Genomic DNA, 26,057 nt, shown 5'->3' with positions numbered 1-26,057 from the left:
CTTTCGGGTCAGTTCGGCCGGTTCGCCGATCGCGGCGCGAAACGCGACAGGATCTGGATCAGCGACATGCAGCCCCAGGTGATGGCGAAGGCGATGATGGCAAGCGCCGCCGGCTCGTAGGCCCGGTTGGCGCCGACGTTCTGCAGATAGGGTCCGAAGGCAGGCCGGTTGAGCAGGCTGGCCATGGTGAATTCGCCTATCACGATGGCGAAGGTCAGGAAGGCGCCCGACAGCACCGCGATCAGCACATTGGGCAGGATGACCCGGGTGATGATCGTGCCCCAGCCGGCGCCGAGAATCTGCGCCGCCTCGGTCAGTGTCCGCACGTCGATCGTGCGAAGTCCGGTGTCGACGGCGCGATACATATAGGGCAGCGCCAGCGTCGCATACCCGATGACCAGCAAGGCATTGGCTCCTGTCTCGCTGCCCAGGAACGGCAGCGGTGAGTTCGACCCGTACATTCTAATGTAGCCGAAGACGATGACGATGGCGGGAATGACCAGCGGCAGCAGCGTGATGAACTCGACGACGGGCCTGAGCTGCGGCATCCGCAGACGGATCCAATAAGCGGTAGGCACCACGATCAGCACGCCGAGAATGATGGTGAAAACAGCAGCGAGTACGGAATAGCCGAAGGTCGCCTGGAAACGGGGGTCGCCAAACACGACTTTGTACGCATCGAAGGAATAGGCGCCGCGCCGCATGCGCATGGAAAATTCCACCGTCGCGATAAGCGGAATGAAGAAGTAGGCAGCGCCCAGCGCGAAGACGACCCAGGCCCAGAAACGTCCGCTCTTCATTTAAGCCACCTTTCCGAGCGCGTCCGGAACCAGATGTAGAAGACATTGGCAAGCCCGGTGATGACGATCATACCGAAGGCAATGGCATAGCCGAGATGGGCATTGTGCAGCACGTCACCGCGGATCTGCGCGTAGAGCAGGATAGGGACGATGTTAAGCGAGGAGCCGGTCAGAGCGTAAGCGGTGGCGATGGCACCGAAGGCGTTGGCGAACAAGAGGATGACGGTGCCGAGGAAGCTTGGCCAGATCACCGGAATGACGACCATACGCCAGAACTGCGCCTGGGTCGCGCCAAGCGTTGCCGCCGCTTCGCCCCATTCCTTCTTCAGCCCGTCGATCGCTGGCACGATGATCACCACCATCAGCGGGATCTGGAAATAGACATAGGTCAGTGTCAGGCCCCAGAACGACAGAATGTTGAAACCATGGGCATAAATGTTGAAGCCGACCAAGACGTTGAGCAGCACCGTGGCGAGCCCGAGCCGGCCGAGCGTCGCGAGAAAGGCGAAGGCCAGCGGCACGCCGGCAAAATTGGAGGCCACGCCGGAGAAGGTCAGTGTCGCCGAGCGTATCCATTCCGGCAGCCCGCCGCGCACGATGGCGATGGCAATGGCAAGCCCCGCGAAAGCACCGATCAGCGACGAGGCGAGGCTGACCTTGATTGAGATCCAGTAGGCGGCAACGATCGACGGCTGCGCCAAGGCCGCTATGTTTTCGAAAGTGAATTCGCCGGCATCGTTCCGGAATGCGCCCAGCATCAGATAGAGCGTGGGCAGGATCAGGAACATGATGGCGAAGATGAAGAAAGGCGCAACGCCAAGCCATTGTGTCGGCAGCCTCATGCTGCGGGCGTCGGCAGGAGGCGCGGTCTTCCCGGCAACAGCGTGATCGGACAACGAGATATCGGTCATGCGCCGGCTACCGTCCTGGAGGTATGCCGGGCGGCGATCTAAGCCGCCCGGCTGATCTCAAGTCTTACTTGACGTTGGCGCCGACGACGGCATCCCAGTTCTTGGTGATGGCTTCCTTGGCCTTGCCCTGCTCGTCGAGCGTCGGGAACACCGCGGCTGCATAGGACTCGGCCGGCGGCAGCTTGGCCATCACGTCAGCCGGGAGCTTGCCATTCTTGGCGAGGTCGTTGAAGCGGATCGGGTGACAATAGCCCTTCAGCCAGCCGATCTGGCCTTCGTCGGAATAGAGATATTCCAGCCATAGCTTGGCAGCATTCGGGTGTGGCGCATAGGCGCTGATCGCCTGAACATAGACGCCGGCGACGACACCGGTCTTCGGCACGACGACGTCGACCGGCGGATTGCCCTTCAGCGTATCGCGGCCGGCAAGCGCGTTATAATCCCAGGTCACCAGGATTGGCGTCTGGCCTTGGGCAAGCGTCGCGGGCTTGCCAATGACCGGCACGAAATTGCCGGCGGCGTTGAGCTTCTTGAAGAAGTCGAGACCAGCCGTGCCGGCGGCTTCGCCGGCGGCCGCACCGCTGGAAAGGCCGGCGGCATAGACGGCCTGGATGGCCTGGTTCGAAGCACGCGGGTCACCGGCGAGCGCCACGGTATTGGCAAATTCCGGCTTCAGCAGGTCGGCCCAGTCGGCCGGCGCTTCCTTGACCAGGTCCTTGTTCACCAGAAACGAAAGCACGCCGTAGTAGTCGCCGGTCCAAAAGCCTTCGGCATCCTTGGCGCTGTCCGGGATCGAGTCCCAGGTCGATACTTTATAAGCCTGGATCAGGCCATCCTTCTTTGCGGTCGGGCCGAAGGACAGGCCGACGTCGATAACGTCGGGCGCCTGCGGGCCCTTGTTGTCCTTGTTGGCCTTGATCGCCTCGACCTCGTCGCCGGAGCCGGCATCGGGGTTGAGTTCGTTGATGGTGATTTCCGGGTACTTCGCCTTGAAGCCGTCGATGACGGCGCCATAGCCGCACCAGTCATGCGGCAGCGCGATGGTCGTGAGCTGGCCTTCAGCCTTGGCTGCGGCGACCAGTTCATCCATGGACTGGGCCGACGAGATGGCAGAGGTCGCCATCAGGGCGACGGCCGTAAGGGAAAGCAGTTTTCCCGTGAATTTGAACATGTGTTCTCTCCGTTGAACTGACGCCGTTGGACGCCTGCGATGCGGTATCGTTTTCGTGTGACAGCCAGATGAAAGCTTTGTGAAAGCGATGCCCTGCAGTACGAAAAAGTAAACTCTTTTTAACCGGCTGTAGCAATCGCTACGCGGCTATTTTTCCGGCTAACTAGTTTCGGCCTTGCCGTTCATCCTTTCCCCCTTTCTTCGCCTCTTTTCCAAAGTGGATTTCCAATGCGGAAGTTGTCTCAGACGGCGCCGGCGATGGCGTTTTCGAGCAGCGTCAGCGCCGCCTTCTTGGTCAGCTTGACCGGGTTGCCGCCGGCGGTCGGGTCGACCACCGCCATGTCGGCGATCAGGCCCTTGCGCTTCTTGTCCATGTCGAGCCCCTTGATCAGGCCGGGCAGCGCATGCGGCACCTTGAGCTCTTTGCGCAGCTTGATGATCGCCTTGGCAAAACCGTCGAAGCCGCCCTTGATGCCGCAATAGGCGGCGAGCCGGGCGATGCGCGGCTCGATCGCCTCGCGATTGAAGGCCAGCACATAGGGCATGAACACGGCGTTGGTCATGCCGTGGTGGGTGTCGTAGAGCGCGCCGATCGGATGCGACAGCGAATGAATCGCGCCAAGCCCTTTCTGGAAGGCGGCGGCCCCCATGGCGGCCGCGCTCATCATGTTGGCGCGGGCGACTAGATCCTTGCCGTTGGCATAGGCTTTCGGCAGGTTTTCGAAGACCAGCCTGATGCCTTCCACCGCGATGCCGTCGGCCATCGGGTGATAGCCCGGCGCACAATAGGCTTCGAGGCAATGGGCAAGCGCATCCATGCCGGTGCCGGCGGTGATGAAACCGGGCATGCCCACCGACAGCTCCGGATCCGCAATGACGATCGCCGGCAAGAGTTTGGGATGGAAGATGACCTTTTTGGTGTGGGTCGCCTCATTGGTGATGACGCCGGCGCGACCGACCTCCGAGCCGGTGCCGGCCGTGGTCGGCACCGCGATGATCGGCGCGATCGCATCGGCATCGGCGCGCGTCCACCAGTCGCCGACATCCTCGAAATCCCAGACCGGGCGTGTCTGCCCGGCCTGGAAGGCGATCAGCTTGCCGAGGTCGAGCGCCGAGCCGCCGCCAAAGGCGATGACGCCGTCATGCTTGCCCTGCTTGAACACGGCGATGCCGGCGGTCAGGTTGGAATCGACCGGGTTCGGCTTGACCTCGGAAAACACGCCATGCGGCACCTTGGCGTCGTCCAGTATTTTCAGCGTCGAAGCCACCACCGGCAGTTTGGCCAGTCCCGGGTCGGTAACGAACAGCGGCCGCTTGATGCCGGTCGCCGCCAGCACCTCCGGCAGCTCCTTGATGCGTCCGGCGCCGAAGCGGACGGTCGTCGGGTAATTCCATTTGGAAACGAGTTTTGTCATTTTTGTCTTTCGAAAAGTCAGATGGCTTCGCGCAGATGGTATGATTTCGGCCTGGTCAGATTGTCGTAGCCGATGGCCGACAGTGCCGCGCCCTTGCCGGTGTCCTTGACGCCGGTCCAGACCAGCGCCGGGTCGAGATAGTCGCAGCGGTTCATGAACACGGTGCCGGTCTCGACACGATCGCCGATCGCCGTCGCATGCTCAATGTCGCGCGTCCAGATAGAGGCCGTCAGCCCATAGGGGCTGTCGTTCATCAGCGCGATCGCTTCCTCGTCGTTGCGCACCTTCATGATGCCGACGATCGGCCCAAAGCTTTCCTCGCGCATGACGCTCATCTGGTGGTCGACCTGGGTCAGCACTTCCGGCGCCAGATAGGGCGAACCTTGCCTGTCGTTGGCCACCTTCATATTGATGTGTGCCCTGGCGCCCTTGCGCAACGCCTCGGCCTTCTGCTCGCGGATCAGGTCGGCGAAGCGCGCCTGCGCCATCGGCCCCATGGTGGTCGCCTGGTCGAGCGGATTGCCGACGACGTAGTTCCTGGTCTCGGCAATGAAGCCCTCGACGAATTCATCGTAGACCTTCTCGTGGACATAGACGCGCTCGATGCCGCAGCAGCACTGGCCGGAATTGTAGAAGGCGCCGTCGACCAGATTGGCAACGGCATGGTCCATCTTGGCGTCCGGCAGCACATAGGCCGGATCCTTGCCGCCGAGTTCGAGGCCGAGCGTCATGAAGGTGCCCGCGGTGGCCTTTTCAATGGCGCGGCCGCCGGCGACCGAGCCGGTGAAGTTGACATGGTCGATCTTGCCGGAGCCGAGCAGCCTTTCGGTCTGCGCGTGGTTCATGACAAGGTTCTGGAACAGGCCCTTGGGCAGGCCTGCTGTGTCAAACGCCTGCTGAAAACGTTCGCCGACCAGCAGCGTCTGCGCCGCGTGCTTGAGGATGACGGCGCTTCCGGCCATCAGCGCCGGGACGATGGTGTTGACGGCGGTGAGATAGGGATAGTTCCAAGGCGCGATCACCATGACCACGCCGAGTGGCACCTTCTTCACATAACGGCGAAAGCCGTCCTTCGGGTTGGAGGCCATGACCGGCTTCAAGGCCGCCTCGGCGATCTCGACCATGTAGCTGACGCGTTCCCTGACGCCGCCGAACTCGCCGCCATAGCGCACCGGCCTGCCCATCTGCCAGGCGATCTCCGGCACGATCTCGCCGGTCATGGCCACCAGCGCTTCAAGCATGGCAAGCATGTATTTGCCGCGCTCGACGACCGGCGTCTGCGCCCACTTCTCCTGCGCCGCCTTGGCGCGCTCAACCGCGGCACCGATCGCCGGGTCGGTGGCAAGAGGCCGTTCGGCATAGATCGAACCGTCGACGGGGGATTTTATCTTCACGGTTTCGGTCATGCCTTGGGTCCTCGCATTCTACAATAATTATCGTTGGTCACGCCGCCCTCATCCGCCTGCCGGCACCTTTCCGCCTATAGTGACGGAGAAGGGACAAGCTCCAGCGCTGGCGACCCCCTCTCCCCGTTCTTCACGAGAGGGTAAAGGTGAGGGGCGGGCGGCGCCGACATTGCCAGCCATTCAATACCGCTCGAACCCCCTGTGCAGTTCCCAGTCCGTAATCCGGCGGTCGTACTCGAACTGTTCCCAGTGTGCCGTGTGGATGTAATGCTCCAGCACATCATCGCCGAGCGCGTGCCTCAGCATCTTCGATTCCGCCAGCGTTGCGGTGGCGTCGCGCAGTGTCTTTGGAATTTCAGGCAGCTGCGAGGCCTGGTAGGCGTCGCCGACGAAGGGCTTCTGCAGTTCAAGCTTTTCATCGATGCCGGCAAGCCCGGCCGCGATCAGTGCCGCGAAGGCGAGATAAGGATTGAGGTCGGCGCCGCCGATGCGGCATTCCATGCGGATGCCCTTGGTGCCCTCGCCGCAAAGACGGAAGCCGGCGGTGCGGTTGTCCTCGCTCCACATGATCTTGGTCGGCGCAAAGGTGCCGGCCTGGAAGCGCTTGTAGGAATTGATGTAGGGCGCCAGGAACCAGGTGAATTCCTTGGCATATTTGAGCTGGCCGGCCGCCCATTGCTGGCCGAGTGTCGACAGCGTCCACTCGGCATTTTTGTCGTAGAATAATGGCGTCTTGCCGTCGGCGCTCCACAGCGAATTATGGACGTGGCTGGAATTGCCGGCGAGCCCGTAATTGTACTTGGCCATGAACGAGATCGCCTTGCCTTCGGACTCGGCGATTTCCTTGGCGCCGTTCTTCAGGATGACGTGGCGGTCGGCCATGTCGAGCGCCTCGGCGTAGCGGACATTGATCTCTTCCTGGCCTGGCCCCCACTCGCCCTTCGAATTCTCGATCGGGATGCCGGCCGCCTCCATCTCGTTGCGCAGCCGGCGCATGACGCCTTCTTCCTTGGTGGTGATGCCGATCTGGTAGTCGCCGACGTAGGGTGATGCCGTCTCGAGGCCCTGCCAGTGCTTCTTGCGGGCGGAATCATAGGTTTCGCTGAACAGATAGAATTCGAGCTCGGATGCGAAATAGCCGATATAGCCACGTTCCTGCAGCCGCTTGACCTGCTTCTTCAGCATAGCGCGCGGCGAATGCGCCAGGTCGTCATGGGTATGGTGGTCGAGCACGTCGCAGATCACCAGCGCTGTCTTCTCCAGCCAGGGGATACGCCGCAGCGTCGCAAGGTCCGGCTTCATGACGAAATCGCCATAGCCCTTCGACCAGCTCGCCGCCTTGTAGCCGGGCACCGGTTCCATATCGATGTCGGCAGCCAGCAGGTAGTTGCAGCCATGCGTCTCGTCATGCGCGGAATCGACGAAATACCGGGCTAGGAACCGCTTTCCCGCAAGCCGTCCCTGCATGTCGACGATGCAGGCCAGCACGGTGTCGACCTCTCCGCTGGAGACCGCTTGCTTCAACTGATCGAAGGAGAAATTTCCGGCCATTCCTTTGGCACTCCAGCGCTTGTCGTTTCGGGCCTGTAAAAAAGACCACTTTGAAGATGTGGGAAGCTATGGCCGGCAAAGCGCCGGCCATAGCTGGAGGACTTGCCTCAGTGGCCGGTTTCGCCGACGGCCTGTTCCGCAGCCTTGATCGCTGCCTGGCGCGCCGCGATGATGTCGCCGAGCGGCGGGCCCTGGAAGCGGTTGCGCTCGAAGGCAAACCAGACGATCGCCGTCAGGATGAAGAAGCCGACGGTGATGTAGAGCGCCCAGTCGTTCGGCGGCTGGATGCCGATGACGAAGATCAGGAGCATCGACAGGATCGAAAGCACGCCGAACAGCATGAAAATGGCGCGCCCCATATTCCACGGCCCCATCTTGTCCCATTTCGGCGTTCCCCAGGCCAGCATGCCGAGCACGATCGGCACGGTGAAGGAGAGGAACAGGAAGATGACGGTGCACGACACGACGATGGTGTACGCCGAGGTGCCTGCGACTGAAACCAGCGTCGAGCCCCAGACAAACAGGACGGACAGGATCGACGCCGTCCAGATCGCCGCCACCGGCGTGCGGTAGGTCGGGCTGACCTTGGCCAGTGCCGAGGAACCCGGCAGGCCGCCGTCCCGCGAGAAGGCGAAGATCATACGCGAAGCGGAGGTGACGGTGGCGAGGCCGCAAAGCAGCTGTGCCAGGAAGACGACGAGGTAGACGAACTCCTTGACGCCCGGGCTGACGCGCTGGTCGAAGGCCCAGAAGAACACGTTCCAGCCCTGCTTGGCCGCATCGTCCATGTTCGGGATCATCAGCACGAAGGCTGCGAGGAACAGATAACCGAAGACGGCCGACCAGATCACCGACATGACCATGGCGCGCGGCACGGAGCTCGCCGCCTTGATTGTCTCCTCGGAAGTATGCGCGGACGCATCGTAGCCGGTGATCGTATAGATCGGCAGCAGCAGGCCAAGCGCGAACACCCAGGCATTGGATACCGACGGCCACACACCGGCCCCGGCATCGCCGGAATAATTGTGGAAGGTGAACAGCCGGCTGAAATCCCAGGTTTCGGCCGAGATCAGGCAGACGACCGCGATGAGGATCGAGCCGAAGAAGATCAGATAGCCCGAGAAGTCGGTCAGCTTGGCCGTCAGCTTGATGCCGAGGTGGTTGATCAGTGCCTGGGCGCCCGTGATGATGACCAGGAAGATCATCTGGTTGGTCAGCGTACCCTCGATGCCGAGCGCCGGTCCGAAGGCGCCGAGGAAAAACGTCCAAGTGCCGACATTGATGGCGCCGAGCACGGTGATCAGCCCGAGCAGGTTGAGCCAGGCCGTCACCCAGCCGGTGCCGCGATTGCCGAGGATCGAGCCCCAATGATAGAGGCCGCCGGCGGTCGGATAGGCCGAGCTGATCTGCGACATCGCTACAGCGAAGGTCAGCGAAACGAAACAGCCGACCAGCCAGCCAATGCCGATGCCGATGCCGCCGGAGCCGGAGGTTGCCTGCGCCAGCGAGTTGATGCCGCCGGACAGGATGCAGATGATCGAAAAGGAGACCGCGAAATTTGAAAAGCGACTGAGGCGCCGCTCCAGTTCCTGGGCATAGCCCATATTGTGGAGAACCTTTACGTCCTCCGCCTTGTCAACTTCAGTGTAGCCCGATGCTGCCATTTTTAGTCCCCTTTTGGTTTCTTAGCTGGCCGATTGAACTGACTTTCCGACTGCGCTTGGTCTGGAGGCCTTGGCCGCCTCGGGCTCCAGATTGAGAAAAATACTCGCGAGCAAATCCGCCCATTTCCGCTGCCCGGCTGCGCCGGCGATCTCGTCGTTGCGGATTTCGATCATCGCGCAAGGCAGCCCGCGCGAGCGCGCATGGCGTTCCAGCGTGAAATAGACCCGGTCGGCCGGCGAATAGGGTTCATTGACGCCGACGGTGACGCCGGCAAGCTGCTGCAGCGCCGCGATCAGCGGCACCGCCAGCCGGCGGTCCTCGTCATGGATGATGCCGATGTGCCACGGCCGGCTTTTGCCTTTATAGAGCGGCGTGAAGGAATGGATCGAGACCAGCCTGGTCTCCCGCCCGGCCGCCTGGCGTTCGTCGATGATCGTCGCGATCCGCTCGTGAAACGGTCGCCACGCCAGCGCGATGCGCGCCTCCCGCTGGTCGGCCGAAAGTCCCTGGTTGGCCGGGACCACGGTTTTTTCGCTGGCGCTGACCGTCACTATCAGGTCCGGCGCGTCGAGCGGCCGGTTGCAGTCGATAACGAGCCGCGAGATGCAGGTCTCGACCAGCGTCGCATCGAGTGCCTCGGCCATGCGGCGCGCCACCGGCAAGGCGCCGGGATCCCAGGCGATGTGGCGGGAAAGATCCTCGGCGGCAAGGCCGAGCGTTCCGAATTCCGGTGGCAGGAAGTTTGAGGCGTGGTCGCAGGTCAGCACGAAAGGGCTCGATCCGCCAGGGTTCGTCACCCTTACGGTTTCAGGCGATGCAAGGCTGGCGGGCCGTGCTGTCTCCATTGTCTGCTGTCCCCGGGGAGCGCTGTATCGTATGTTACGTATTTTGCCTCATTGCGTCCCTGCGGATGATTTCATACAGTTTGGCCGGCTTTGTCAAACGCGATTTCAATAATGCGGTAACGGCACGGCCAGGGTGGGGGAAAACATGGTTTCCAGCATTGCCGAACTGATCTCCGACCGCATCGGCGCCATGCCGGCCGGCGAGCGGCGCGCTGCACAAACACTGATCGCCAGCTATCCGCTGATCGGGCTGAAGACGGTCGCCGAATTCTCGGCTGCCGCCGGCGTGTCGTCGCCGACGATCCTGCGTTTCGTCGCCCGGCTCGGCTTCCAGAACTATCCGGAATTCCAGTCGACGCTGCAAGACGAGCTGGCGGCGCAATTGCAGTCGCCGGCCTCGCGCACGCTCAATCCGCCATCGCAGGGCGCCAGCGCCGTCTCGCCGATGCTGGAGGCAACGCTCGACAATATGCGCGAGACATTCCGGCATCTCTCGGACAAGCAGCTTGCCGACATCGTCGCCAAGCTGGCCGACCGGCGCGGCAAGACATTCCTGATCGGCGGCCGCTTCACCGATCCGCTGGCGCGCTATATGGCGGCCCACCTTGCTATCATCAAACCCAACGTCTTCCATCTCGCCGGCCAGGAAAGCGTCTGGCGCGACCGGCTGATCGACATGGGCAAGCGAGACGTGCTGGTGATCTTCGATATCAGGCGCTATCAGGACAGCCTCGTCCGCTTTGCCGAGACCGCCAACCAGCGCGGCGTGCAGATCGTGCTGTTTACCGACCAGTGGCTGTCGCCGATCGCCCGCTTCGCCCGCCACGTCATCGCCGGGCGCACCGCAGTGCCTTCGGCCTGGGACTCATCCGCCGCCCTTTTCGTCGTTGCCGAAGCGCTGATCGGCGCCGTCACAAGGCAGCTCGAGGCCGACGGCGCCAAACGCATCCGCGAGCTGGAAAGCCTGCGGTAGCGCAGGCTTTTGGAAAGCACGCTCCTGGCCGTGCCTAATCAACCAAAAAACTGACCATCTGCAGGATCAGGATCAGCAACAAAACGCCAAAGGCAGACGCCAAAACAGCTGCCAGTAGGACGATGCGTTGTTTCTTACCCACAGCTCCCCCGGGAAAGCATAGCTCCAGTCCACGAACGAATGTCAGTCCTGCCCTATCGCTCGGCCACCGTCCCACGTCATCAAGACCCGCCTGCGGCTTGGCGGAGGAGTAATGACGACTTGCTTCACGCGCGAAATGAACCGCTGGGGTCAAGGTGCTCGCTTAGAGGGACGGCTGCATCATTCATCCGACCCATGTCACGGCCGAATGACCACCTTGCCGTTCGGGCTTAACCATTCAGCCGCAAACCGTGCCATCGCCGCAGTCCGGATACTTTTGGCGTGGCAAGGACAATCGTAGTTCGGCTAGCCTTGTCGATGCGAAGCCGCTCCTTGAACCATCAGTCAAACAGCGGTGAACTGCGCGGAGGAAATCGATGAGTTATCTGGACGAGCTGTTCTCAGTCGCCGGCAAGACGGCGCTGGTCACCGGCGCCGCGACCGGCATCGGGCGCATGGCGGCGACCGCTCTGGTCAAGGCCGGCGCCACCGTGATGATCGCCTCGCGCAAGGGCGAGGATTGCGTCGGGGTTGCCGGCGAACTGAACGGCCTTGGCGCATCCGGCCGGGCCGAGGGTTTCGCCGCCGACGTCTCCAGCGAGGCCGCCATTGCGGCCCTTGTGGCCGAGGTCAGGGCGCGGACGGAGCGGCTGCATATCCTGGTCAACAATGCCGGCATCTCCTGGGGCGCGCCGCTGGAAAGCTTTCCCTACCATGCCTGGGCCAAGGTGTTCGGCGTCAATGTCACGGCGGTCTTCCACCTGACGCGCGAATTGCTGCCTCTGCTCGAAGCCGCCGCCAGCGATGCCGACCCGGCCCGGGTGATCAACCTCGGATCGGTGATGGGCACGCAGCCTTTGGCCGAAGATGCCTACTCCTACTCGGCCTCGAAGGCCGCGGTTCACCACTTGACGCGCATCCTGGCGAGCGAATTCGCCGCCCGCCGCATCACCGTCAACGCCTTTGCGCCTGGCCCTTTCCGGAGCCGGATGACGGCCTTCGCCACCGGCACCGAGGACCAGGTAAGACATGTCGGCAACCATGTTCCGATCGGCCGCATCGGCGCACCGGATGACATTGCCGGCGCAACGCTCTATTTGTGCAGCCGTGCCGGTAGCTATGTCACCGGCGCCATCCTGCCGATCGATGGCGGGCAGTCGGTGCAACACGGGCTGACATTATTCAAGGAATGAGACGCACGCCATCCGGCGAGTGAAATGCCGGGGGTGAAGATGGAGGACATCAGCGTGGAACCGATCAGTCTCGATGTGCTTCTGGCCAACGTCGGCAAGGAAGTCGGCGTGTCGCCATGGCGGGTCGTCACCCAGCGCATGATCGACCAGTTCGCCGATGCCACCGACGACCATCAGTTCATCCATTGCGATCCTGAACGCGCCAGCCGCGAAACGCCGTTCGGCGGCACCATCGCGCATGGCTTCCTGTCGCTTTCGCTGTTGTCGGCGATGACCTTCGAAACCATGCCGCCGCTGGAAAACAGCAAGATGGGCGTCAATCACGGCTTCGATTCGCTACGCTTCCTGGCGCCGGTGAAGACCGGCTCGCGTATCCGCACCCGTTTCGTGCTGGCCGACGTCAAGGTCAGGCCGTCGGGGTGGGTGCAGACGGCGCACGACGTGACGATCGAGATCGAGGGCTCGAAAAAACCGGCGCTGACCGCGCGCTGGCTGACGCTGACGCTGATCGAACGCCAACCGGAAGCGGTTTGAGGTATCCAACGCCTGGGGACCTAAATCTATTTGGCTTCGGCCGCGACGTACTTCATGTGACGGCTGACCTGCAGCGCAATGTAGACGACCAGTGAGCAACCGATTGGAAACACGATCTCGTTGAGGCCGGTTGCGATCGCCTGCGGCAGTGCGAGAGCAGCGTCATTTGCCGCGGCCGTCTCGATCGTCAGCACCGTGATGCCGCCGCCGAATACCGCGCCTATCAGGGCGCCTGCCAGCGCGAAATGGAGCGGACGCGGTTCTTCCTTCGATGCCAGCGACGCCAGTATCCAGCCGAGCAGCCCGTATTCGATCGCCCGCAGCACACCGAGCGTCGTGAGCGACAGGATGGCCGGCTTTGCCGCCGCGTCCAGCGCGCTGACCATGACCTTTTGCGTCCCTTTGGCGATGCCCATCGCCAGTGGCGCTGAAATCGCGCTGATCAAGCCGCCGAGTGAGGCTCGCACTTTGGTGAGTGCCGTGCCGAGGCTGACGCCGGCGCAGACGAAGAACGACCAGGTCACGCCTTGCGCCAGTTCGATCAGAACCTGCGTCGTCGCGGGGTAGGCACCTGCCGCAAATCTGACGGTCAGAATGAGAGCTTCCATGGCAAAGCCGAGCGCGATCGCCAGCCATGCGACCATGACGACGCGCCTGAGCGCCATCCTGGCGCGATGGGAAAGCGGGTCCACGTCCGGCACGCCGGACGAGAGCTCAGTTCCGGTCATAACGGCCTCCCGAAACGAAATTCTTGCAGAGCCGCGAATTAGTCTTTGTCTGTAACAGTCCGATGTTGCCGGCTTTATTGCCGGGTTACATGGGTATTGCGACAGTCAAGCTTCTGCTTCGTGCCACCCTTGCCCGACGCCGTACAGCGTATATATGCTGCATCCGGCCATCGGTCATAAGGCAGTAGAAAGTTGCAGCTAAGCGTCCAGGAGCGCCGCGAAAAACAAAAGGCCGAACTGCGTTCCGAACTGGTCGACGCCGCGCACAAGCTTGTCCAGGAAGAAGGCTATAACGGCCTCACCATCCGCAAGCTCGCCGAGCGCGTTGGCTATGCGCCGATGTCGGTCTATTCCTATTTCGCCGACAAGCAGGACATCCTGTTCGCGCTGGCCGAGGATGCATTCGAGACCTTGGCCAGGCGCATCGCAAATCATACGGCCGACGACCCGATCGAGGCGCTCAAGGCGGTACTTGTCGAATACGCCGCCTTTGGGCTGGAAAATCCCAACGAATACCGCACCGTCTTCATGACCGAAAAAGTCAGGCCGCCAGCCGGAAAGACCTTCGCCGAAATGGAGAGCGGCAACCCGGCGATGAAAGTGCTGATCGCGAGGGTCGAAGCCTGCGTTGCCGCCGGCAGGCTCAAAGGCGATCCACGCGCCATCGCCACCATGCTGTGGGCGGTCGGCCACGGCGCCATCTCGCTGCTGATCACCTTCCCGTTCTACCCGTTCGGCGACCAGACGACGTTCATCACGCGGATCGGCGACATCATGCTCGAAGCCATCGCCGCGCACGAGATTGCGCCGCTCACGCCGCCGGTCAACTCCTGAAGAGCGGCGCTCCTCCCGATCTGCAGGGTCTTCTCCGAACGATCTGCGCTGCGGTGCCGAGCGTTCGGCAATTCTCCGTACGCGTACGATTTTGCTTGAACACAGGGAGTCCAGGGCGTATCCGTACACAAGTCCGTACACGTACGAGAAATTCAATAGCTGAACCGGAGACCGACGATGAAAAAGGCAATTCTCATGCTCGCCGCCCTGCTGGCGCTCTCTGGCGCCGCATTTGCCGGCAGCAGTCAGCCAGCCAAGCAAGAAGCGGCCTGCATCGACACCAAGGCCGATGTAAAGCTCGATTGCGCGCCGACCGGATCGCTTGAAAAGGCGGACGCCGCGGCCCACAAGGCCGGCAGCAAGGGCCCGAGGCTCGGCATCGGCATCGACCCGTGGATCGTGCCAAGCAGCTTCTGAGCCGGTCGGGCGACAATACGCGGTGATGAACCGAAAGGGCGGCAGGAATTTCCGGCCGCCGATCTTGTCTGCTTCAGCCCTGCTTTATCGCGGCGTGCAGATCACTTCTTACGCTTCTGTCCCGCCACGTTTTTACGCTTGCCGGGTCTTGCTGGTGCGCCGGGAATGGCCGTTCCGGTGATCGACACCGGATCGCTGGCCGGGAATGTATCCTCGAGGCCTTCCTCGAGTTCCTCTTCGATATCCGTCCCAGTGCGCTGCTCGTCTTCAAAAGAGCGCACGGCCGGCGTCTTGACCGGCGACTTCGGCGCGGAGTTCGGCGGCATTTGCATTCTCCCTCGGCTCGCTGTCGCAGAACGGTCAGGCGCGGCGAACATGCCTATGCTGCCGCGTCGCGCGCTGCCTCGGACAGAAAAGTAAAGACATAATCGGAAAAGGAACGCCAGCATTCGACGCGGAACGCGTCGGCCGCCGTGCGCAACAGCACAATTTCGACCTTGCCGAGAATGCTACGCGACGCCGCCCCGACCGGAAAGGCGTCGAGCGACAGATCCTGCGGGCAGCCGGCATTGATCGTCGCCGCGGCAGCCGGACCGATAACCGATATGGCGACGTTGCGGTGCGAGATGCCGACCGCCGAATGCAGTACGGAAATGCTGGCGCAGTCGGCGAGCGGATCTTTTCCGTTCTCGTCAATGACCAGCCATTCGTCCGGCCCGAGCCACAAGGCCGTGCGTCCGGCCTTTGCCGCCGAGGTTTTCGGCCTTTGCGGCAGGACGACGCCGAGCGCTTTCGAAAGTGCCGCAATCGAGGCTTCCGGCGCGCGCAACGATATGCGCTCGGCCGGCGGCAGCACGGCAAGTGTAACGCCGGCGGCGGAAAGCGACTGGCCGGCGAGAGCCGGACGGCGCTCGACTGAGGGTCCGGCGGCGTTGGTTTTCACGGCGGCCTTAGCCATTGAGGCGCTCCCCCTTCTCATCGAAGAACACCATGCCGGTGACCTCCACCTCGACCACCCCGTTCGGCATCGGCACATAGAGCGTCTCGCCCGTGCGATCGCGGCCGCCGGCGACCAGCCCCAGCGCGATCGAGCGGCCGCAATTTTGCGACCAATAGCTCGACGTGACATGGCCAATCATCTTCATCGGGATTGCCTGCTTCGGGTCCGCGACGATCTGCGCGCCCTCCTCCAGCACCACCTTGGGATCCCTGGTCTTCAGGCCGACAAGCTGCTTGCGGCCCTTGGCGACCAGATCCGGCCGCGCCATGCCGCGAATGCCGACGAAGTCGGTCTTCTTCTTGCCGACCGCCCAGTCGAGCCCGGCGTCGTTCGGCGTCACCGTGCCGTCGGTATCCTGGCCGACGATGATGTAGCCCTTTTCGGCGCGCAGCACATGCATAGACTCTGTGCCATAGGCACAGGCGCCATGCTTCTGGCCCTCGGCCCACAACGCTTCCCAGACCGCTTCGCCGTAGTCGGCCGGCACGTTGACCTCGAAGCCGCGCTCACCGCTGAACGACATGCGAAACAGCCTGGTCGGCACGCCGCAAATCCGGCCTTCGCGCACCGACATATGCGGCAGCGCCTCATCCGACATGTCGATGCCCTCGACCAGCGGCGCAATGATGTCGCGAGACTTCGGTCCCTGCACGGCAATCACCGCCCATTGCTCGGTGATCGAGGTCAGCCAGACGTTAAGATGCGGGAACTCGGTCTGGAGATAGTCTTCCATATGGTTCATGACCCGAGGCGCACCGCCGGTCGTCGTCGTCACATGGAAACGGTCGGGGGCAAGCCTGCCGACGACACCGTCGTCATAGATGAAGCCGTCCTCACGCAGCATGATGCCATAACGGCAGCGGCCGGGCTCGAGCTTTTCCCATGGATTGGTGTAGAGCAGTTCCATGAATTTGGCCGCATCCGGCCCGACCACCTCGATCTTGCCCAGCGTCGAGGCGTCGAACAGGCCGGCCGTCTTGCGCACCGTGACGCATTCGCGGTCGACGGCGGCATGTATGTCCTCGCCCGGCTTCGGGAAATACCAGGCGCGCTTCCACTGACCGACATCCTCGAATACAGCGCCCTGGCGCTCGGCCCAGGGATGGATCGCCGTCTTGCGGGTCGGGTCGAACAGGGAACCCCGCGCGTGACCGACGATCGAGCCGAATGTCACCGGCGTATAGGGCGCGCGGAACGTCGTCAGCCCGACCTGCGGGATCGGCTTGCCCAACGTCTCGGCGGCAATCGCCAGGCCGTGCATGTTGGAGGTCTTGCCCTGGTCGGTCGCCATGCCATTGGTGGTGAAGCGTTTGACGTGCTCTATCGAGCGCATGCCCTCATGCACTGCCTGGCGGATGTCCTTGGCGGTGACGTCGTTCTGGAAGTCGACGAACGCCTTCACCGTCGTGTCGGCGCCGGCACCGGGTGCTGCACCCAGCATGCCGCGCGACCAGCTTTCGCCGGCGTCGACCTTCGGCTTGGTGCCCTTGGCCGGCCTGCTGCCGGCGTCCTTGGCCGCCTTGGCGCCGGCGGCGTAGGCTTCGTCGATGGTCGCCGACAGCCCGTCGGTGCCGTTGCAGGCGCCGACCGAGACGCAGTCCTGCGCATAAATTCCGGGCACAAAGCGCTTGGTCTCGTCGTTGAAGGCGACCTTGCCGCGTGATTGCGAGAACAGGTGCACCGACGGCGTCCAGCCGGCCGACATCAGGATCGCGTCGACCGGTATGGTGCGTTCGCCGCCGCCATTCTTCGGCTGCACGGTCATCGACGACACCCGCAATTTGCCGCCGGCGCGTATCACCGCGCGGCCGAAATTGACCTCGATGCCGAGCGCCCTCGCCTCGTCGATCACCGGCCCGGTCGGGTTGTCGCGCAGATCGATGATCGCCGCCACGTTGATGCCGGCCTTTTTCAGGTCGATCGCCGCCGCGTAGGCGGAATCGTTTGCCGTGTAGACGCCGACATTCCTGCCGACGGCGACGCCGTAATGGTTGAGATAGGTGCGCGCCGCCGACGCCAGCATGATGCCGGGGCGGTCGTTTTCGGCAAACACCATGTGCCGCTCGATGGCGCCGGTCGCCAGCACCACCCGTTTGGCACGAACCTGCCACAGCCGCTCGCGCGGCAGGTCGCGGCCGGGGTTCTGCAGATGGTCGCTGACGCGCTCGACCAGCCCGACGAAATTCTGCGCGTAATAGCCGAACGCCGTGGTGCGCGGCAGCACGCGGACATTGTCCATCGACTTCAACTTGGCGACGGCGGACTGCGCCCAGGCAAAACCGTCCTGGCCATCGATCCTGGCGCCGCTCTCGAAATGAAGGCTGCCGCCGAATTCCGCCTGCTCGTCGGCAAGGATGACACGCGCCCCGGTTTCAGCCGCGGCCAATGCCGCGGCGATACCCGCGGCACCGCCGCCCAGCACCAGCACATCGCAGTGGGCGAAGCGCGCCGAATAATGGTCGGGGTCCGGCTGGTCGGGAGCGACGCCAAGGCCGGCGGCGGCCCTAATCTTTGGTTCGTAGAGGTTTTTCCACGCAGTCTTCGGCCACATGAACGTCTTGTAGTAGAAGCCGGCCGAAAGCATCGGCGAGGCGATACTGCTGACGGCGCCGACGTCGAAGGCGAGCGACGGCCAGCGGTTCTGTGACTGTGCGGTCAGCCCGTCATAGAGCTCCTGCACCGTAGCTCGGACGTTCGGCGTCTTGCGTGCCGCGTCGCGTTTGATCTCGACCAGCGCGTTCGGCTCTTCGGCGCCGGCCGACAGAAAGCCGCGCGGCCGGTGATACTTGAACGACCGGCCGACAAGATGGACGCCATTGGCAAGCAGCGCCGAGGCCAGCGTGTCGCCCTCGATACCGGTATAGGGACGGCCATCGAAGCTGAAGCCAGCTATCTTTGCCTGTTTGAGCCGTCCGGCGCCGGCAATGCGGAATGTCGCGCTCATTTGGTGGCTCCCGGCAGCTTTACGGGCTTCGGCTCGCCGGCCTTGTAGGTCATCAGGAACCTGTCGCTGACGGTGTCGCGCACGGCGTTGAAGAACCGCGCGCAGCCGTGCATGTGCCGCCAGCGCTCATAGATGATGCCCTTGGGATTTGAGCGGATGAAGAAGAACTTTTCGAAATCGTCGTCGCTCTCGCCGGCGATGTTTGGGGAACGCGCAATATGCGCCTCGCCGGCGTTGCGGAATTCGAGCTCCGGACGCTCTTCCTCGCAATAGGGGCAGCGGATGAGAAGCATGGTTGGTCCTACAATTCGCCGTGGCCGACGCGGGCGCCGGCCGGTTGGTCGCAAAGCCTCTGGCCCAAGGTCACGAAGGGCGCGACCAGCCGGATGCGCTCCTCGATGCTTGCCGCAGGGCTGAAGAGGTCGCGGTTGGCCATGTTGCCGATCGTCAGCAGGACCGGATCGACCGTGACGATGACGACGCGCGGCTCGAACGGCTCGTCGTTGTCCAGATCCGCCGGCCGGCCTTCAAGAAACGAGACGACCCTTTGTCCGCCGCTCCAGACGCAGGCCAGAATGCCGTCGTCGACGGAAAACGGCCATTCGGTCTCGTTTTCGGCGCGGCTGATCGGCTGCGTGCGCACCTCGTCCGGCGACGGAAAATGGAACAGGCCTTGCTCGCCGGCGAGCATCAGCGGCATGGCGACGGCCATCTCGGTCATCATCAGTGCGCCACCGCTGCCGCCGCCGCCTCGTCGATGAGGCGGCCGGTGCGGAAGCGCTCGATGGTGAAGGGCGCGTTGATCGGGTGCGGATCGTCCCTGGCGATGGTATGGGCAAAGACATGGCCCGAACCCGGCGTCGCCTTGAAACCGCCCGTGCCCCAGCCGCAATTGACATAGAGGCCGGGCACCGGCGTCTTGGCCAGGATCGGCGAACGGTCCGGCGTCACGTCGACGATGCCGCCCCATGAGCGCAGCATCTTCATACGGGTGAAGATCGGGAACATCTCGCAGATCGCATCGAGCGTATGTTGCAAAATGTGCAGCCCGCCGGTCTGCGAATAGGAGACATACTGGTCGGTGCCGGCGCCGATTACCAGTTCGCCCTTGTCGGATTGCGAGATATAGGCATGCACCGTGTTCGACATCACCACACAAGGCACCACCGGCTTGACCGGCTCCGACACCAGCGCCTGCAGCGGATAGCTTTCCAGCGGCATACGCACGCCGGCCATGTTCATGATCACCGAGGAGTGGCCGGCGGCGACCACGCCGACCTTCCTGGCGCCGATGAAGCCGTGCGTCGTCTCGACGCCTGTGACCGCACCGTTCGGCGCCCGCTTGACGCCGGTGACCTCGCAATTCTGGATGATGTGGACGCCGCGCGCCGAGGCGCCGCGCGCATAGCCCCAGGCGACCGCATCGTGACGCGCCGTGCCGCCACGGCGCTGCAGGGAGGCGCCCATCACCGGATAGCGCGCATTGCGTGAAATGTTGAGCGGCGGGCAGAATTCCTTCGCCTGCTCCGGCGTCAGCCATTCATTGTCGATGCCGTTCAGCCGGTTGGCATGGACGTGGCGCTTCAGCACCTGGATGTCGTGGATGTTATGGGCGAGCATCATGACGCCGCGCGGCGAATACATGACGTTGTAGTTGAGCTCCTGGCTGAGCCCGTCCCACAGCTTCAGCGCATGGTCGTAGATGCCGGCGCTCTCGTCGTAGAGATAGTTCGAGCGGATGATGGTGGTGTTGCGGCCGGTATTGCCGCCGCCGAGCCAGCCTTTTTCCAATACCGCGACGTTGGTGATGCCGTGCACGGTGGCGAGATAATAGGCGGTGGCCAGGCCGTGGCCGCCGGCGCCGACGATGATGACGTCGTACTCCTTCTTCGGCTCCGGCGAGGACCACTGCTCCTCCCAGCCCTTATGGCCGCGCATGGCCTCGCGGGCGATGGCGAATACCGAGTATTTCTTCAACGTCGCAGGCCTCACAAATGGCGGCCGGGCAGATCAGCCAACCCCGGGCGCGCGAGCTTGTATCACTAGCGAAACGGCGCTGCCAGCCTTGCACTGTTTGCGACGGCGCTTGCCGTTTTGCGCCGTGGTGGAAAAAGGCATGCGACGTGATGGAGCGATCAAACCACATCTGAAGCACCTTGCACGTATCGGGTGGCTCGCGCCGCCCCGATTTGCGACCAAGCATCCCGATTGCCGGCAAGGGCCGGCGCGAAAAGGATGCAGGAAAATGCTCACACTTGCCAACAAAGTTGCCATCGTCACAGGCGCCAGTTCCGGGATCGGCCGCGCCACGGCCAAGCTGTTTGCGGAGGAAGGAGCCAAGGTGGTCGTCGCTGCCCGCCGCAAGGCGGAGCTTGACGCGCTGGTTGCCGAAATCGAAGACGCCGATGGCACGGCCATCGCCCTTGCCGGCGATGTCCGCGACGAAGCCTACGCGAAGGCCCTGGTCGACCTGGCGGTCGAGAAATTCGGCGGGCTGGACATCGCCTTCAACAATGCCGGTTCGGTCGGCAAGACGGGGCCGGTTTCGGAGCTGTCGCTGGAGGGCTGGCGCGAGGCGCTCGACACCAACCTGACCAGCGCCTTTCTGGGCGCAAAATACCAGGTGCCGGCGATGGTCGACCGCGGCGGCGGATCGCTGATCTTCACCTCCACCTTCGTCGGCCACACCGTCGGCATGCCCGGCATGACCAGCTATGCCGCAAGCAAGGCCGGACTGATCGGATTGACGCAGGTGCTTGCCGCCGAATACGGCGCCAAAGGCGTGCGGGTCAACGCGCTGCTGCCGGGCGGCACCGACACGCCTTCGGCAACGTTCAAGACCCCTGAATCGCGAGCCTTCGTTGAAAACCTGCATGCCTTGAAGCGCGTCGCCGAGCCTGACGAGATCGCCCGCTCGGCGCTCTATCTGGCTTCCGATGCATCGAGCTTCACCACCGGCGCGGCCCTGTTCGCCGACGGCGGCGTCTCGATCACCCGCACGTGAAGCGTTTCGCGGTCGGTGAGGCCCGCCAGCCGCAATGCCTGAAAACCGGTCTTGCTTTTCCCGGCGATTTGACGATTCCGTCTTCTCCTCGAAGATGGGTTGGAAACATGCTGCTGATCAGGACCTATATCGCCGCAAGCGCAATCGAAGGCGTCGGCGTGTTCGCCGCCGAGCCGATCCGGAAAGGGGCGCAGATCTGGCGGCTCGATCCGGACTTCGACCGGCTGATCCCGGTGGAAAGATACGAGACGGCGCCGCCGCACCTCAAGGAATTGCTCGACAGATATGCCTATCCCAGTCCGGACCGGCCGGGCTTCATGATCTATGAGGTCGACAATGGCCGCTTCATGAACCACGCCGACAAACCGAACACCGACTTTTCGCAATATGGCGGGGCCACTGCGACCCGCGACATCGCCGCCGGCGAGGAGATAACCTGCGACTACGGCGAGTTCTTCGAGGGTTTCGAGCAGCTCCACCTGGCCACGGCGTAGCGTCGCCTATCTGGCCCAAGGCGAATTTTGTTCTTGCTTTGTGCCGGCAGCTATGCTAGTAAACTCGGTATGGTGCTGATTCAGACCAACGACCCGCCGCTGAGGCGGGTTTTTCGTTTCGGGGTCGGCACCACCTCTCAATCGGCAGTGGACAGAGCGCCTTGATTCTGCTATCAGCCGCCCCAATTCGTGGTGTAACGCGCCGCGGAGGCTTGTGGCTATGGCCGCTTGCCTGTTGATTTCAAACCCGAAAGACAGGATTGCCCGTGCAGGTACTCGTCCGCGACAACAATGTTGATCAGGCGCTTCGCGCGCTCAAGAAAAAGATGCAGCGCGAAGGCATCTTCCGCGAAATGAAGATGCGCGGACATTACGAGAAGCCCTCCGAGAAGCGCGCCCGTGAAAAGGCGGAAGCCGTCCGCCGCGCCCGCAAGCTGGCCCGCAAGCGTGCCCAGCGCGAAGGCCTGCTGCCGATGACGCCGCGTCCGGTCGCGGCCGGTGCTGCCGGTGCCGGTGCCCCGCGTCCGCCGCGGTTCTGACGCCAATTTTTCGTCCTTTTCCAAGGATATCCAGGGTGGCGCGATGCGGAATCGCCGCCACCTTTTTTGTTGTGATGTAGACCCGGTCCGAAAGGACCGGTTGGGAGAGATGCCGGTTCGGAGGGGGAACGGACCAGACGGCGCAGTAAGGACAGGGCAGACATGGACGCAATTACCGTAGAGCGCAGAACCGCGTGGCGCGGCCTCGCCCTGACGGCAGCCCTGCTTTCCGGGATGGCGCTTGCCAGCTGCCAGAGCGTTCCGACCGGCGAGTTCAACAACATCGACAAGGCGCAAGCCTCGAGCGAGAACATCTCCTCGCTATCGGCGGTGATCCAGCGCAACCCCGAGGATCCGGAAGCCTACAATGTGCGCGGCTCGGCCTATGGCCGCGGCGGCCAGTACCAGGCGGCGCTGAAGGACTTCAACACCGCCATCCAGCTCAATCCGAATTTTTACCAGGCCTATTCGAATCGCGCGCTCATCCAGCGCTTCCTCGGCGACCAGGCGAGCGCGCTTGCCGACTACAACCGCTCGATCCAGATCAATCCCAACTATGACGCCGCCTATATCGGCCGCGGCAATCTCTACCGCAGGGCCGGCCGGGTGCAGGAAGCCTTCAACGATTTCCAGAAGGCCATCCAGCTCGACACGACCGACGCGCGCGCCTATCACAATCGCGGCCTGATCTACCAGAGCCAGGGCCAGCACGCCTTTGCCATCGAGGACTTCTCGACCGCCATTTCGTTGGCGCCGGACGCCTCCGAGCCCTACAACGGACGCGGCCTCTCCTACCTGGCCATGAACGACGAGGACAATGCCTTCGCCGACTTCAACATGGCCATCAAGCTCGACGGCAAGAACGCCGAGGCCTGGTCCAACCAGGCGTTGATCTACGAGCGGCGCGGCGACAAGGCCAGGGCCGCAAAATCCTACCGCGAGGCCGTGCACCTCAATCCGACCTACCAGCCGGCCAAGGACGGCCTGGCCCGCACCAGCACCGGCTGAGCGGCCGGTTAATCGGCCGGCCCTTTCCGCGCCCCGACAACCCTGCGTTTACCCTTGCCTTGCTGGCGCCAGGTTTTCGGCGGAACGCTCGGCGTGCTCAGCCGTTTGTACAAGGTAATTTCGAAAGGACCCTGCCATGATCAAGAAACTCGCTTGTGCCGCCGCTCTCGCGACGACCGTCGTTGCCGCTCCCGCCAGCGCCAGCAAGCTCCAGCTCGGCGTGCTCGACTGCACCATCGACGGCGGCACGGCCTATCTCGTCACCTCCAACAAGGGTGTTTCCTGTGTCTTTCGTCCACATCGTGGCGGCCCCTCCGAAGTCTATACCGGGGTGATTTCCAAGCTCGGCGTCGATGTCGGCCGGACGCATCAGGGCCAGCTGGTATGGGCGGTTCTGGCGGCGACCCGCAACCACGATGAAGGCGACCTTGCCGGCAGCTACTATGGCGTGAACGCCGAGGCCAGCGTGGTCACCGGTGGCGGCGCCAATCTCCTGGTCGGCGGCCTCGACAGCGCCTTTTCGCTGCAGCCGCTCAGTGTCCAGGCACAGACCGGCGTCAACCTGGCGGTCGCCGTCACCTCGCTGGATCTGATCCACTCGTTGAAATAGCGGCGTAGCATGGCTCCCGAGCGGCGGGGAGCGTAGGTGTCGGCCTGCGAATAGCTGCCGAAGGCTCATAGTTTCCGGCAGGCCCACTCCGCGGAGAATGGGCCGCCCTGATGTTCAAAGTTGCGGCGCTCGAAGATCACGGCATGGCAACTGTGTTCATGCCATTATCGTGACCGAAGATTGCGGCGATCCAATATTGCTTGTCTTCGGTCTGACCAGAATCTCAACGCTTCGTGATCGTCCCCCATCGCACAATTTGAAATCCGCCACGTCAACGGCGATCACAGCCGCTTGATCTCAACTGCGGTTGAGGTTGTAGAAGTCCTCCCATACTGCGGCATGTACTCATTTGGACGTGAAGAACGCTCCAATACTTTAGACCAGCGTCTAAGAAAGCCTGGGGGGGGCCGGATGACCAAGACAAGCACAAACAGGGTCGACTGGCGCGCGCTGTGGGCGAGCGGCGATCTGGCGCGTTTCTGCTTCATCAGCCTCGGCATCCTGCTGCACGCCACCAACGAAACGATGGTGGCAACGGTCATGCCGGCCATGGTCGGCGAGCTCGCCGGCGTGCAACTGGTGGGCTGGTCGCTGGCGATCTACGAGCTCGGCGCCATCGTTGCCGGTGCGGCCGCCGGACGGCTGGTGAGCTATGTCGCGCTGCGCACCAACATGATGGTCGCCGCGATGCTCTATGCCGGCGGCGCGCTGGTTTGCGCCACCGCGCCTTTGATGCCGCTGTTCCTCTGCGGCCGCCTGATCGAGGGGCTCGGTGGCGGCGCGCTGGTGTCGCTGGCCTTCGTCTCGGTCGAGCGGCTGTTTGCCCGCGCGATCTGGCCGCAGCTTTTTGGCGTCATGTCGGCGATCTGGGGTGTCGCCGCCTTCAGCGGACCGGTGCTCGGCGCGGTAATGACCGAATTGCTGTCCTGGCGCTGGGCCTTCGGCGTCTTCACCCTCGGCGGCACGGCCATGGCGCTGGCAAGCTTCCTTGTGCTCGATACACCTGAAGCAACAAGGCCGCAGGCGACCGGCGGCTCGGCGCCGCCCTTCCCCTTGGCGGCTCTTGGCTGCCTCGCCGTTAGCGTCGTGCTGATCGCCACCGCCGGCGTCGACATCGCCCTGCTGCGCTCGTCGCTGCTGCTCAGCCTCGGCCTGATCGGCCTGGCGCTGTTTATCTATATCGACGCACTGAAGCCGCGCTCGCGCCTGTTCCCGTCGCGGCTGTTCTCATGGCGCTCGCCGGTCGGCGCGGGCATGACCGTGGTCGCGGCATTTTCGGTGGCGACCTGCTCGTTCGCGGTCTACGGGCCACTGCTCCTGACCAGCCTGCACGGCATCCCGATCCTGACCACCGGCTACATCATCGCCGCCGAATCGATCGCCTGGTCGATCCTGTCGATCCTCGTCGCCAATGCGCCGCCGGAACGCGAGCGGCTGATCATTGTCGGCGGTGCGCTGATGATCGCCACGGGCGTTGCCGGTTTCGCCTATACTGTGCCGGCGGGCTCGATCCCGCTGATCCTGCTTTGTGCCTTGTTGCAAGGCGGCGGCTTCGGCATCGCCTGGCCGTTCGTCACGCGCGTAATCGTGGCATCGGCGCGGGAGGGCGAGCAGACGATCGCCTCGGCCGCCGTGCCGACCATGCAGCGCATCGGCTATGCCGTGGGTGCGGCATTGACCGGCATCGTAGCCAACGCCAGCGGCTTTTCAGAGGGCCTGAACCGCGAGGCCGCGGCAAACGTCGCTGCCTGGCTGTTCCTGGCGTTTATCCCGCTCGGGATCCTGGGATGCCTTGCCGCCTTGCGGATTTCGGGGGCGCCGCCAGCGAAGCTGCCGATCTCCCCCCTCGCAGGGGAGATTGACTAGAGCGTCGG

26 protein-coding genes are annotated in these 26,057 nt (G+C 63.3%); 11 read left to right on the top strand and 15 right to left on the bottom strand.

Features of this window, described 5'->3' with window-relative positions:
- Positions 1 to 8 precede the first annotated feature (8 nt).
- The 8 genes from NKI79_RS03605 to NKI79_RS03570 form a co-directional block, all read right to left on the bottom strand.
- Positions 9 to 800, bottom strand: a complete 792-nt coding sequence (locus tag NKI79_RS03605) for an ABC transporter permease (protein ID WP_352478173.1) — start codon at positions 798 to 800, stop codon at positions 9 to 11.
- Positions 797 to 1,711, bottom strand: a complete 915-nt coding sequence (locus NKI79_RS03600; protein WP_023675356.1) for an ABC transporter permease — start codon at positions 1,709 to 1,711, stop codon at positions 797 to 799. Before NKI79_RS03600 ends, NKI79_RS03605 begins: the two co-directional genes overlap by 4 nt.
- A 64-nt stretch (positions 1,712 to 1,775) precedes the next feature.
- Positions 1,776 to 2,882 (bottom strand): ABC transporter substrate-binding protein, encoded by a 1,107-nt coding sequence (locus tag NKI79_RS03595; RefSeq protein WP_254816895.1) that lies wholly within the window; start codon positions 2,880 to 2,882, stop codon positions 1,776 to 1,778.
- Positions 2,883 to 3,124: 242 nt separating this feature from the next.
- The gene (locus tag NKI79_RS03590) at positions 3,125 to 4,297 is read right to left on the bottom strand and encodes an iron-containing alcohol dehydrogenase (RefSeq protein ID WP_352478171.1); all 1,173 of its coding nucleotides are present in this window, start codon (positions 4,295 to 4,297) and stop codon (positions 3,125 to 3,127) included.
- A gap of 17 nt (positions 4,298 to 4,314) precedes the next feature.
- Entirely contained in the window at positions 4,315 to 5,703 is a 1,389-nt protein-coding gene (locus NKI79_RS03585; protein WP_352799897.1) for an aldehyde dehydrogenase family protein, read from the bottom strand.
- Between the two features lie 180 nt (positions 5,704 to 5,883).
- A complete protein-coding gene (locus NKI79_RS03580; protein WP_352799894.1) occupies positions 5,884 to 7,254 on the bottom strand; it encodes a glutamine synthetase family protein in 1,371 nt (456 codons plus the stop codon).
- A 107-nt stretch (positions 7,255 to 7,361) separates the two neighbouring features.
- Positions 7,362 to 8,918 carry an amino acid permease gene (locus NKI79_RS03575; protein ID WP_254816891.1) on the bottom strand — a complete coding sequence of 519 codons (1,557 nt, stop codon included), beginning with the start codon at positions 8,916 to 8,918 and terminating at the stop codon, positions 7,362 to 7,364.
- 21 nt (positions 8,919 to 8,939) lie between these two features.
- Complete coding sequence (locus NKI79_RS03570; RefSeq protein ID WP_352799891.1) at positions 8,940 to 9,764, bottom strand: N-formylglutamate amidohydrolase; 825 nt, start codon at positions 9,762 to 9,764, stop codon at positions 8,940 to 8,942.
- Between the two features lie 145 nt (positions 9,765 to 9,909).
- Between NKI79_RS03570 and NKI79_RS03565 the strand changes: the two genes are divergently transcribed.
- From NKI79_RS03565 to NKI79_RS03555, 3 genes are all read left to right on the top strand, one after another.
- Positions 9,910 to 10,737, top strand: coding sequence for a MurR/RpiR family transcriptional regulator (locus tag NKI79_RS03565; protein ID WP_254816889.1), 828 nt, complete (start codon positions 9,910 to 9,912; stop codon positions 10,735 to 10,737).
- A gap of 518 nt (positions 10,738 to 11,255) precedes the next feature.
- Positions 11,256 to 12,071 carry an SDR family oxidoreductase gene (locus tag NKI79_RS03560; RefSeq protein ID WP_352799888.1) on the top strand — a complete coding sequence of 272 codons (816 nt, stop codon included), beginning with the start codon at positions 11,256 to 11,258 and terminating at the stop codon, positions 12,069 to 12,071.
- A 39-nt stretch (positions 12,072 to 12,110) separates the two neighbouring features.
- Complete coding sequence (locus NKI79_RS03555) at positions 12,111 to 12,605, top strand: MaoC family dehydratase (protein WP_031211357.1); 495 nt, start codon at positions 12,111 to 12,113, stop codon at positions 12,603 to 12,605.
- 26 nt (positions 12,606 to 12,631) lie between these two features.
- On the opposite strand, the gene NKI79_RS03550 is transcribed toward NKI79_RS03555, so the two are convergent.
- Positions 12,632 to 13,333, bottom strand: coding sequence for a hypothetical protein (locus NKI79_RS03550; RefSeq protein WP_352478158.1), 702 nt, complete (start codon positions 13,331 to 13,333; stop codon positions 12,632 to 12,634).
- 192 nt (positions 13,334 to 13,525) lie between these two features.
- On the opposite strand from NKI79_RS03550, the gene NKI79_RS03545 reads away from it, so the two are divergent.
- Both NKI79_RS03545 and NKI79_RS03540 read left to right on the top strand, forming a co-directional pair.
- The gene (locus tag NKI79_RS03545; RefSeq protein ID WP_352799885.1) at positions 13,526 to 14,167 is read left to right on the top strand and encodes a TetR/AcrR family transcriptional regulator; all 642 of its coding nucleotides are present in this window, start codon (positions 13,526 to 13,528) and stop codon (positions 14,165 to 14,167) included.
- A 195-nt stretch (positions 14,168 to 14,362) separates the two neighbouring features.
- Positions 14,363 to 14,584, top strand: coding sequence for a DUF680 domain-containing protein (locus tag NKI79_RS03540; protein WP_352799882.1), 222 nt, complete (start codon positions 14,363 to 14,365; stop codon positions 14,582 to 14,584).
- 101 nt (positions 14,585 to 14,685) lie between these two features.
- On the opposite strand, the gene NKI79_RS03535 is transcribed toward NKI79_RS03540, so the two are convergent.
- From NKI79_RS03535 to NKI79_RS03510, 6 genes are read right to left on the bottom strand one after another with little or no spacing between them, the layout of a single operon-like run.
- Positions 14,686 to 14,910 carry a hypothetical protein gene (locus NKI79_RS03535; protein WP_352506379.1) on the bottom strand — a complete coding sequence of 75 codons (225 nt, stop codon included), beginning with the start codon at positions 14,908 to 14,910 and terminating at the stop codon, positions 14,686 to 14,688.
- Between the two features lie 53 nt (positions 14,911 to 14,963).
- Positions 14,964 to 15,542 (bottom strand): sarcosine oxidase subunit gamma, encoded by a 579-nt coding sequence (locus NKI79_RS03530; protein ID WP_352799879.1) that lies wholly within the window; start codon positions 15,540 to 15,542, stop codon positions 14,964 to 14,966.
- Positions 15,535 to 18,528: a sarcosine oxidase subunit alpha gene (locus tag NKI79_RS03525; protein WP_352799877.1), complete on the bottom strand. Its 2,994-nt coding sequence runs from the start codon at positions 18,526 to 18,528 to the stop codon at positions 15,535 to 15,537. The genes NKI79_RS03530 and NKI79_RS03525 overlap by 8 nt, the downstream gene beginning before the upstream one ends.
- Positions 18,525 to 18,821 carry a sarcosine oxidase subunit delta gene (locus NKI79_RS03520; RefSeq protein ID WP_254816882.1) on the bottom strand — a complete coding sequence of 99 codons (297 nt, stop codon included), beginning with the start codon at positions 18,819 to 18,821 and terminating at the stop codon, positions 18,525 to 18,527. Before NKI79_RS03520 ends, NKI79_RS03525 begins: the two co-directional genes overlap by 4 nt.
- A gap of 8 nt (positions 18,822 to 18,829) precedes the next feature.
- Positions 18,830 to 19,252, bottom strand: a complete 423-nt coding sequence (locus tag NKI79_RS03515; RefSeq protein WP_352799876.1) for a hypothetical protein — start codon at positions 19,250 to 19,252, stop codon at positions 18,830 to 18,832.
- Positions 19,252 to 20,505, bottom strand: a complete 1,254-nt coding sequence (locus tag NKI79_RS03510) for a sarcosine oxidase subunit beta (protein ID WP_352799875.1) — start codon at positions 20,503 to 20,505, stop codon at positions 19,252 to 19,254. The genes NKI79_RS03515 and NKI79_RS03510 overlap by 1 nt, the downstream gene beginning before the upstream one ends.
- Before the next feature lie 268 nt (positions 20,506 to 20,773).
- Here NKI79_RS03510 and NKI79_RS03505 point away from each other — a divergent pair, with 268 nt between their 5' ends.
- From NKI79_RS03505 to NKI79_RS03480, 6 genes are all read left to right on the top strand, one after another.
- The gene (locus NKI79_RS03505; RefSeq protein ID WP_352799874.1) at positions 20,774 to 21,532 is read left to right on the top strand and encodes an SDR family oxidoreductase; all 759 of its coding nucleotides are present in this window, start codon (positions 20,774 to 20,776) and stop codon (positions 21,530 to 21,532) included.
- Between the two features lie 107 nt (positions 21,533 to 21,639).
- Positions 21,640 to 22,026, top strand: a complete 387-nt coding sequence (locus NKI79_RS03500) for an SET domain-containing protein (RefSeq protein WP_352799873.1) — start codon at positions 21,640 to 21,642, stop codon at positions 22,024 to 22,026.
- A 266-nt stretch (positions 22,027 to 22,292) separates the two neighbouring features.
- Positions 22,293 to 22,565 (top strand): 30S ribosomal protein S21, encoded by a 273-nt coding sequence (gene rpsU, locus NKI79_RS03495; RefSeq protein ID WP_023675331.1) that lies wholly within the window; start codon positions 22,293 to 22,295, stop codon positions 22,563 to 22,565.
- A 162-nt stretch (positions 22,566 to 22,727) separates the two neighbouring features.
- A complete protein-coding gene (locus tag NKI79_RS03490; protein ID WP_352799872.1) occupies positions 22,728 to 23,573 on the top strand; it encodes a tetratricopeptide repeat protein in 846 nt (281 codons plus the stop codon).
- Between the two features lie 136 nt (positions 23,574 to 23,709).
- A complete protein-coding gene (locus NKI79_RS03485) occupies positions 23,710 to 24,183 on the top strand; it encodes a DUF992 domain-containing protein (RefSeq protein WP_254816875.1) in 474 nt (157 codons plus the stop codon).
- Between the two features lie 411 nt (positions 24,184 to 24,594).
- Positions 24,595 to 26,049: an MFS transporter gene (locus NKI79_RS03480; protein WP_352799870.1), complete on the top strand. Its 1,455-nt coding sequence runs from the start codon at positions 24,595 to 24,597 to the stop codon at positions 26,047 to 26,049.
- Positions 26,050 to 26,057: the final 8 nt, after the last annotated feature.

This window comes from Mesorhizobium sp. M0340, assembly GCF_040321535.1.
In the GTDB taxonomy this organism is placed as follows: domain Bacteria; phylum Pseudomonadota; class Alphaproteobacteria; order Rhizobiales; family Rhizobiaceae; genus Mesorhizobium.
The sequence above is the reverse complement of the archived record's forward strand: the minus strand, read 5'-3'. Positions and strand labels throughout refer to the sequence as shown.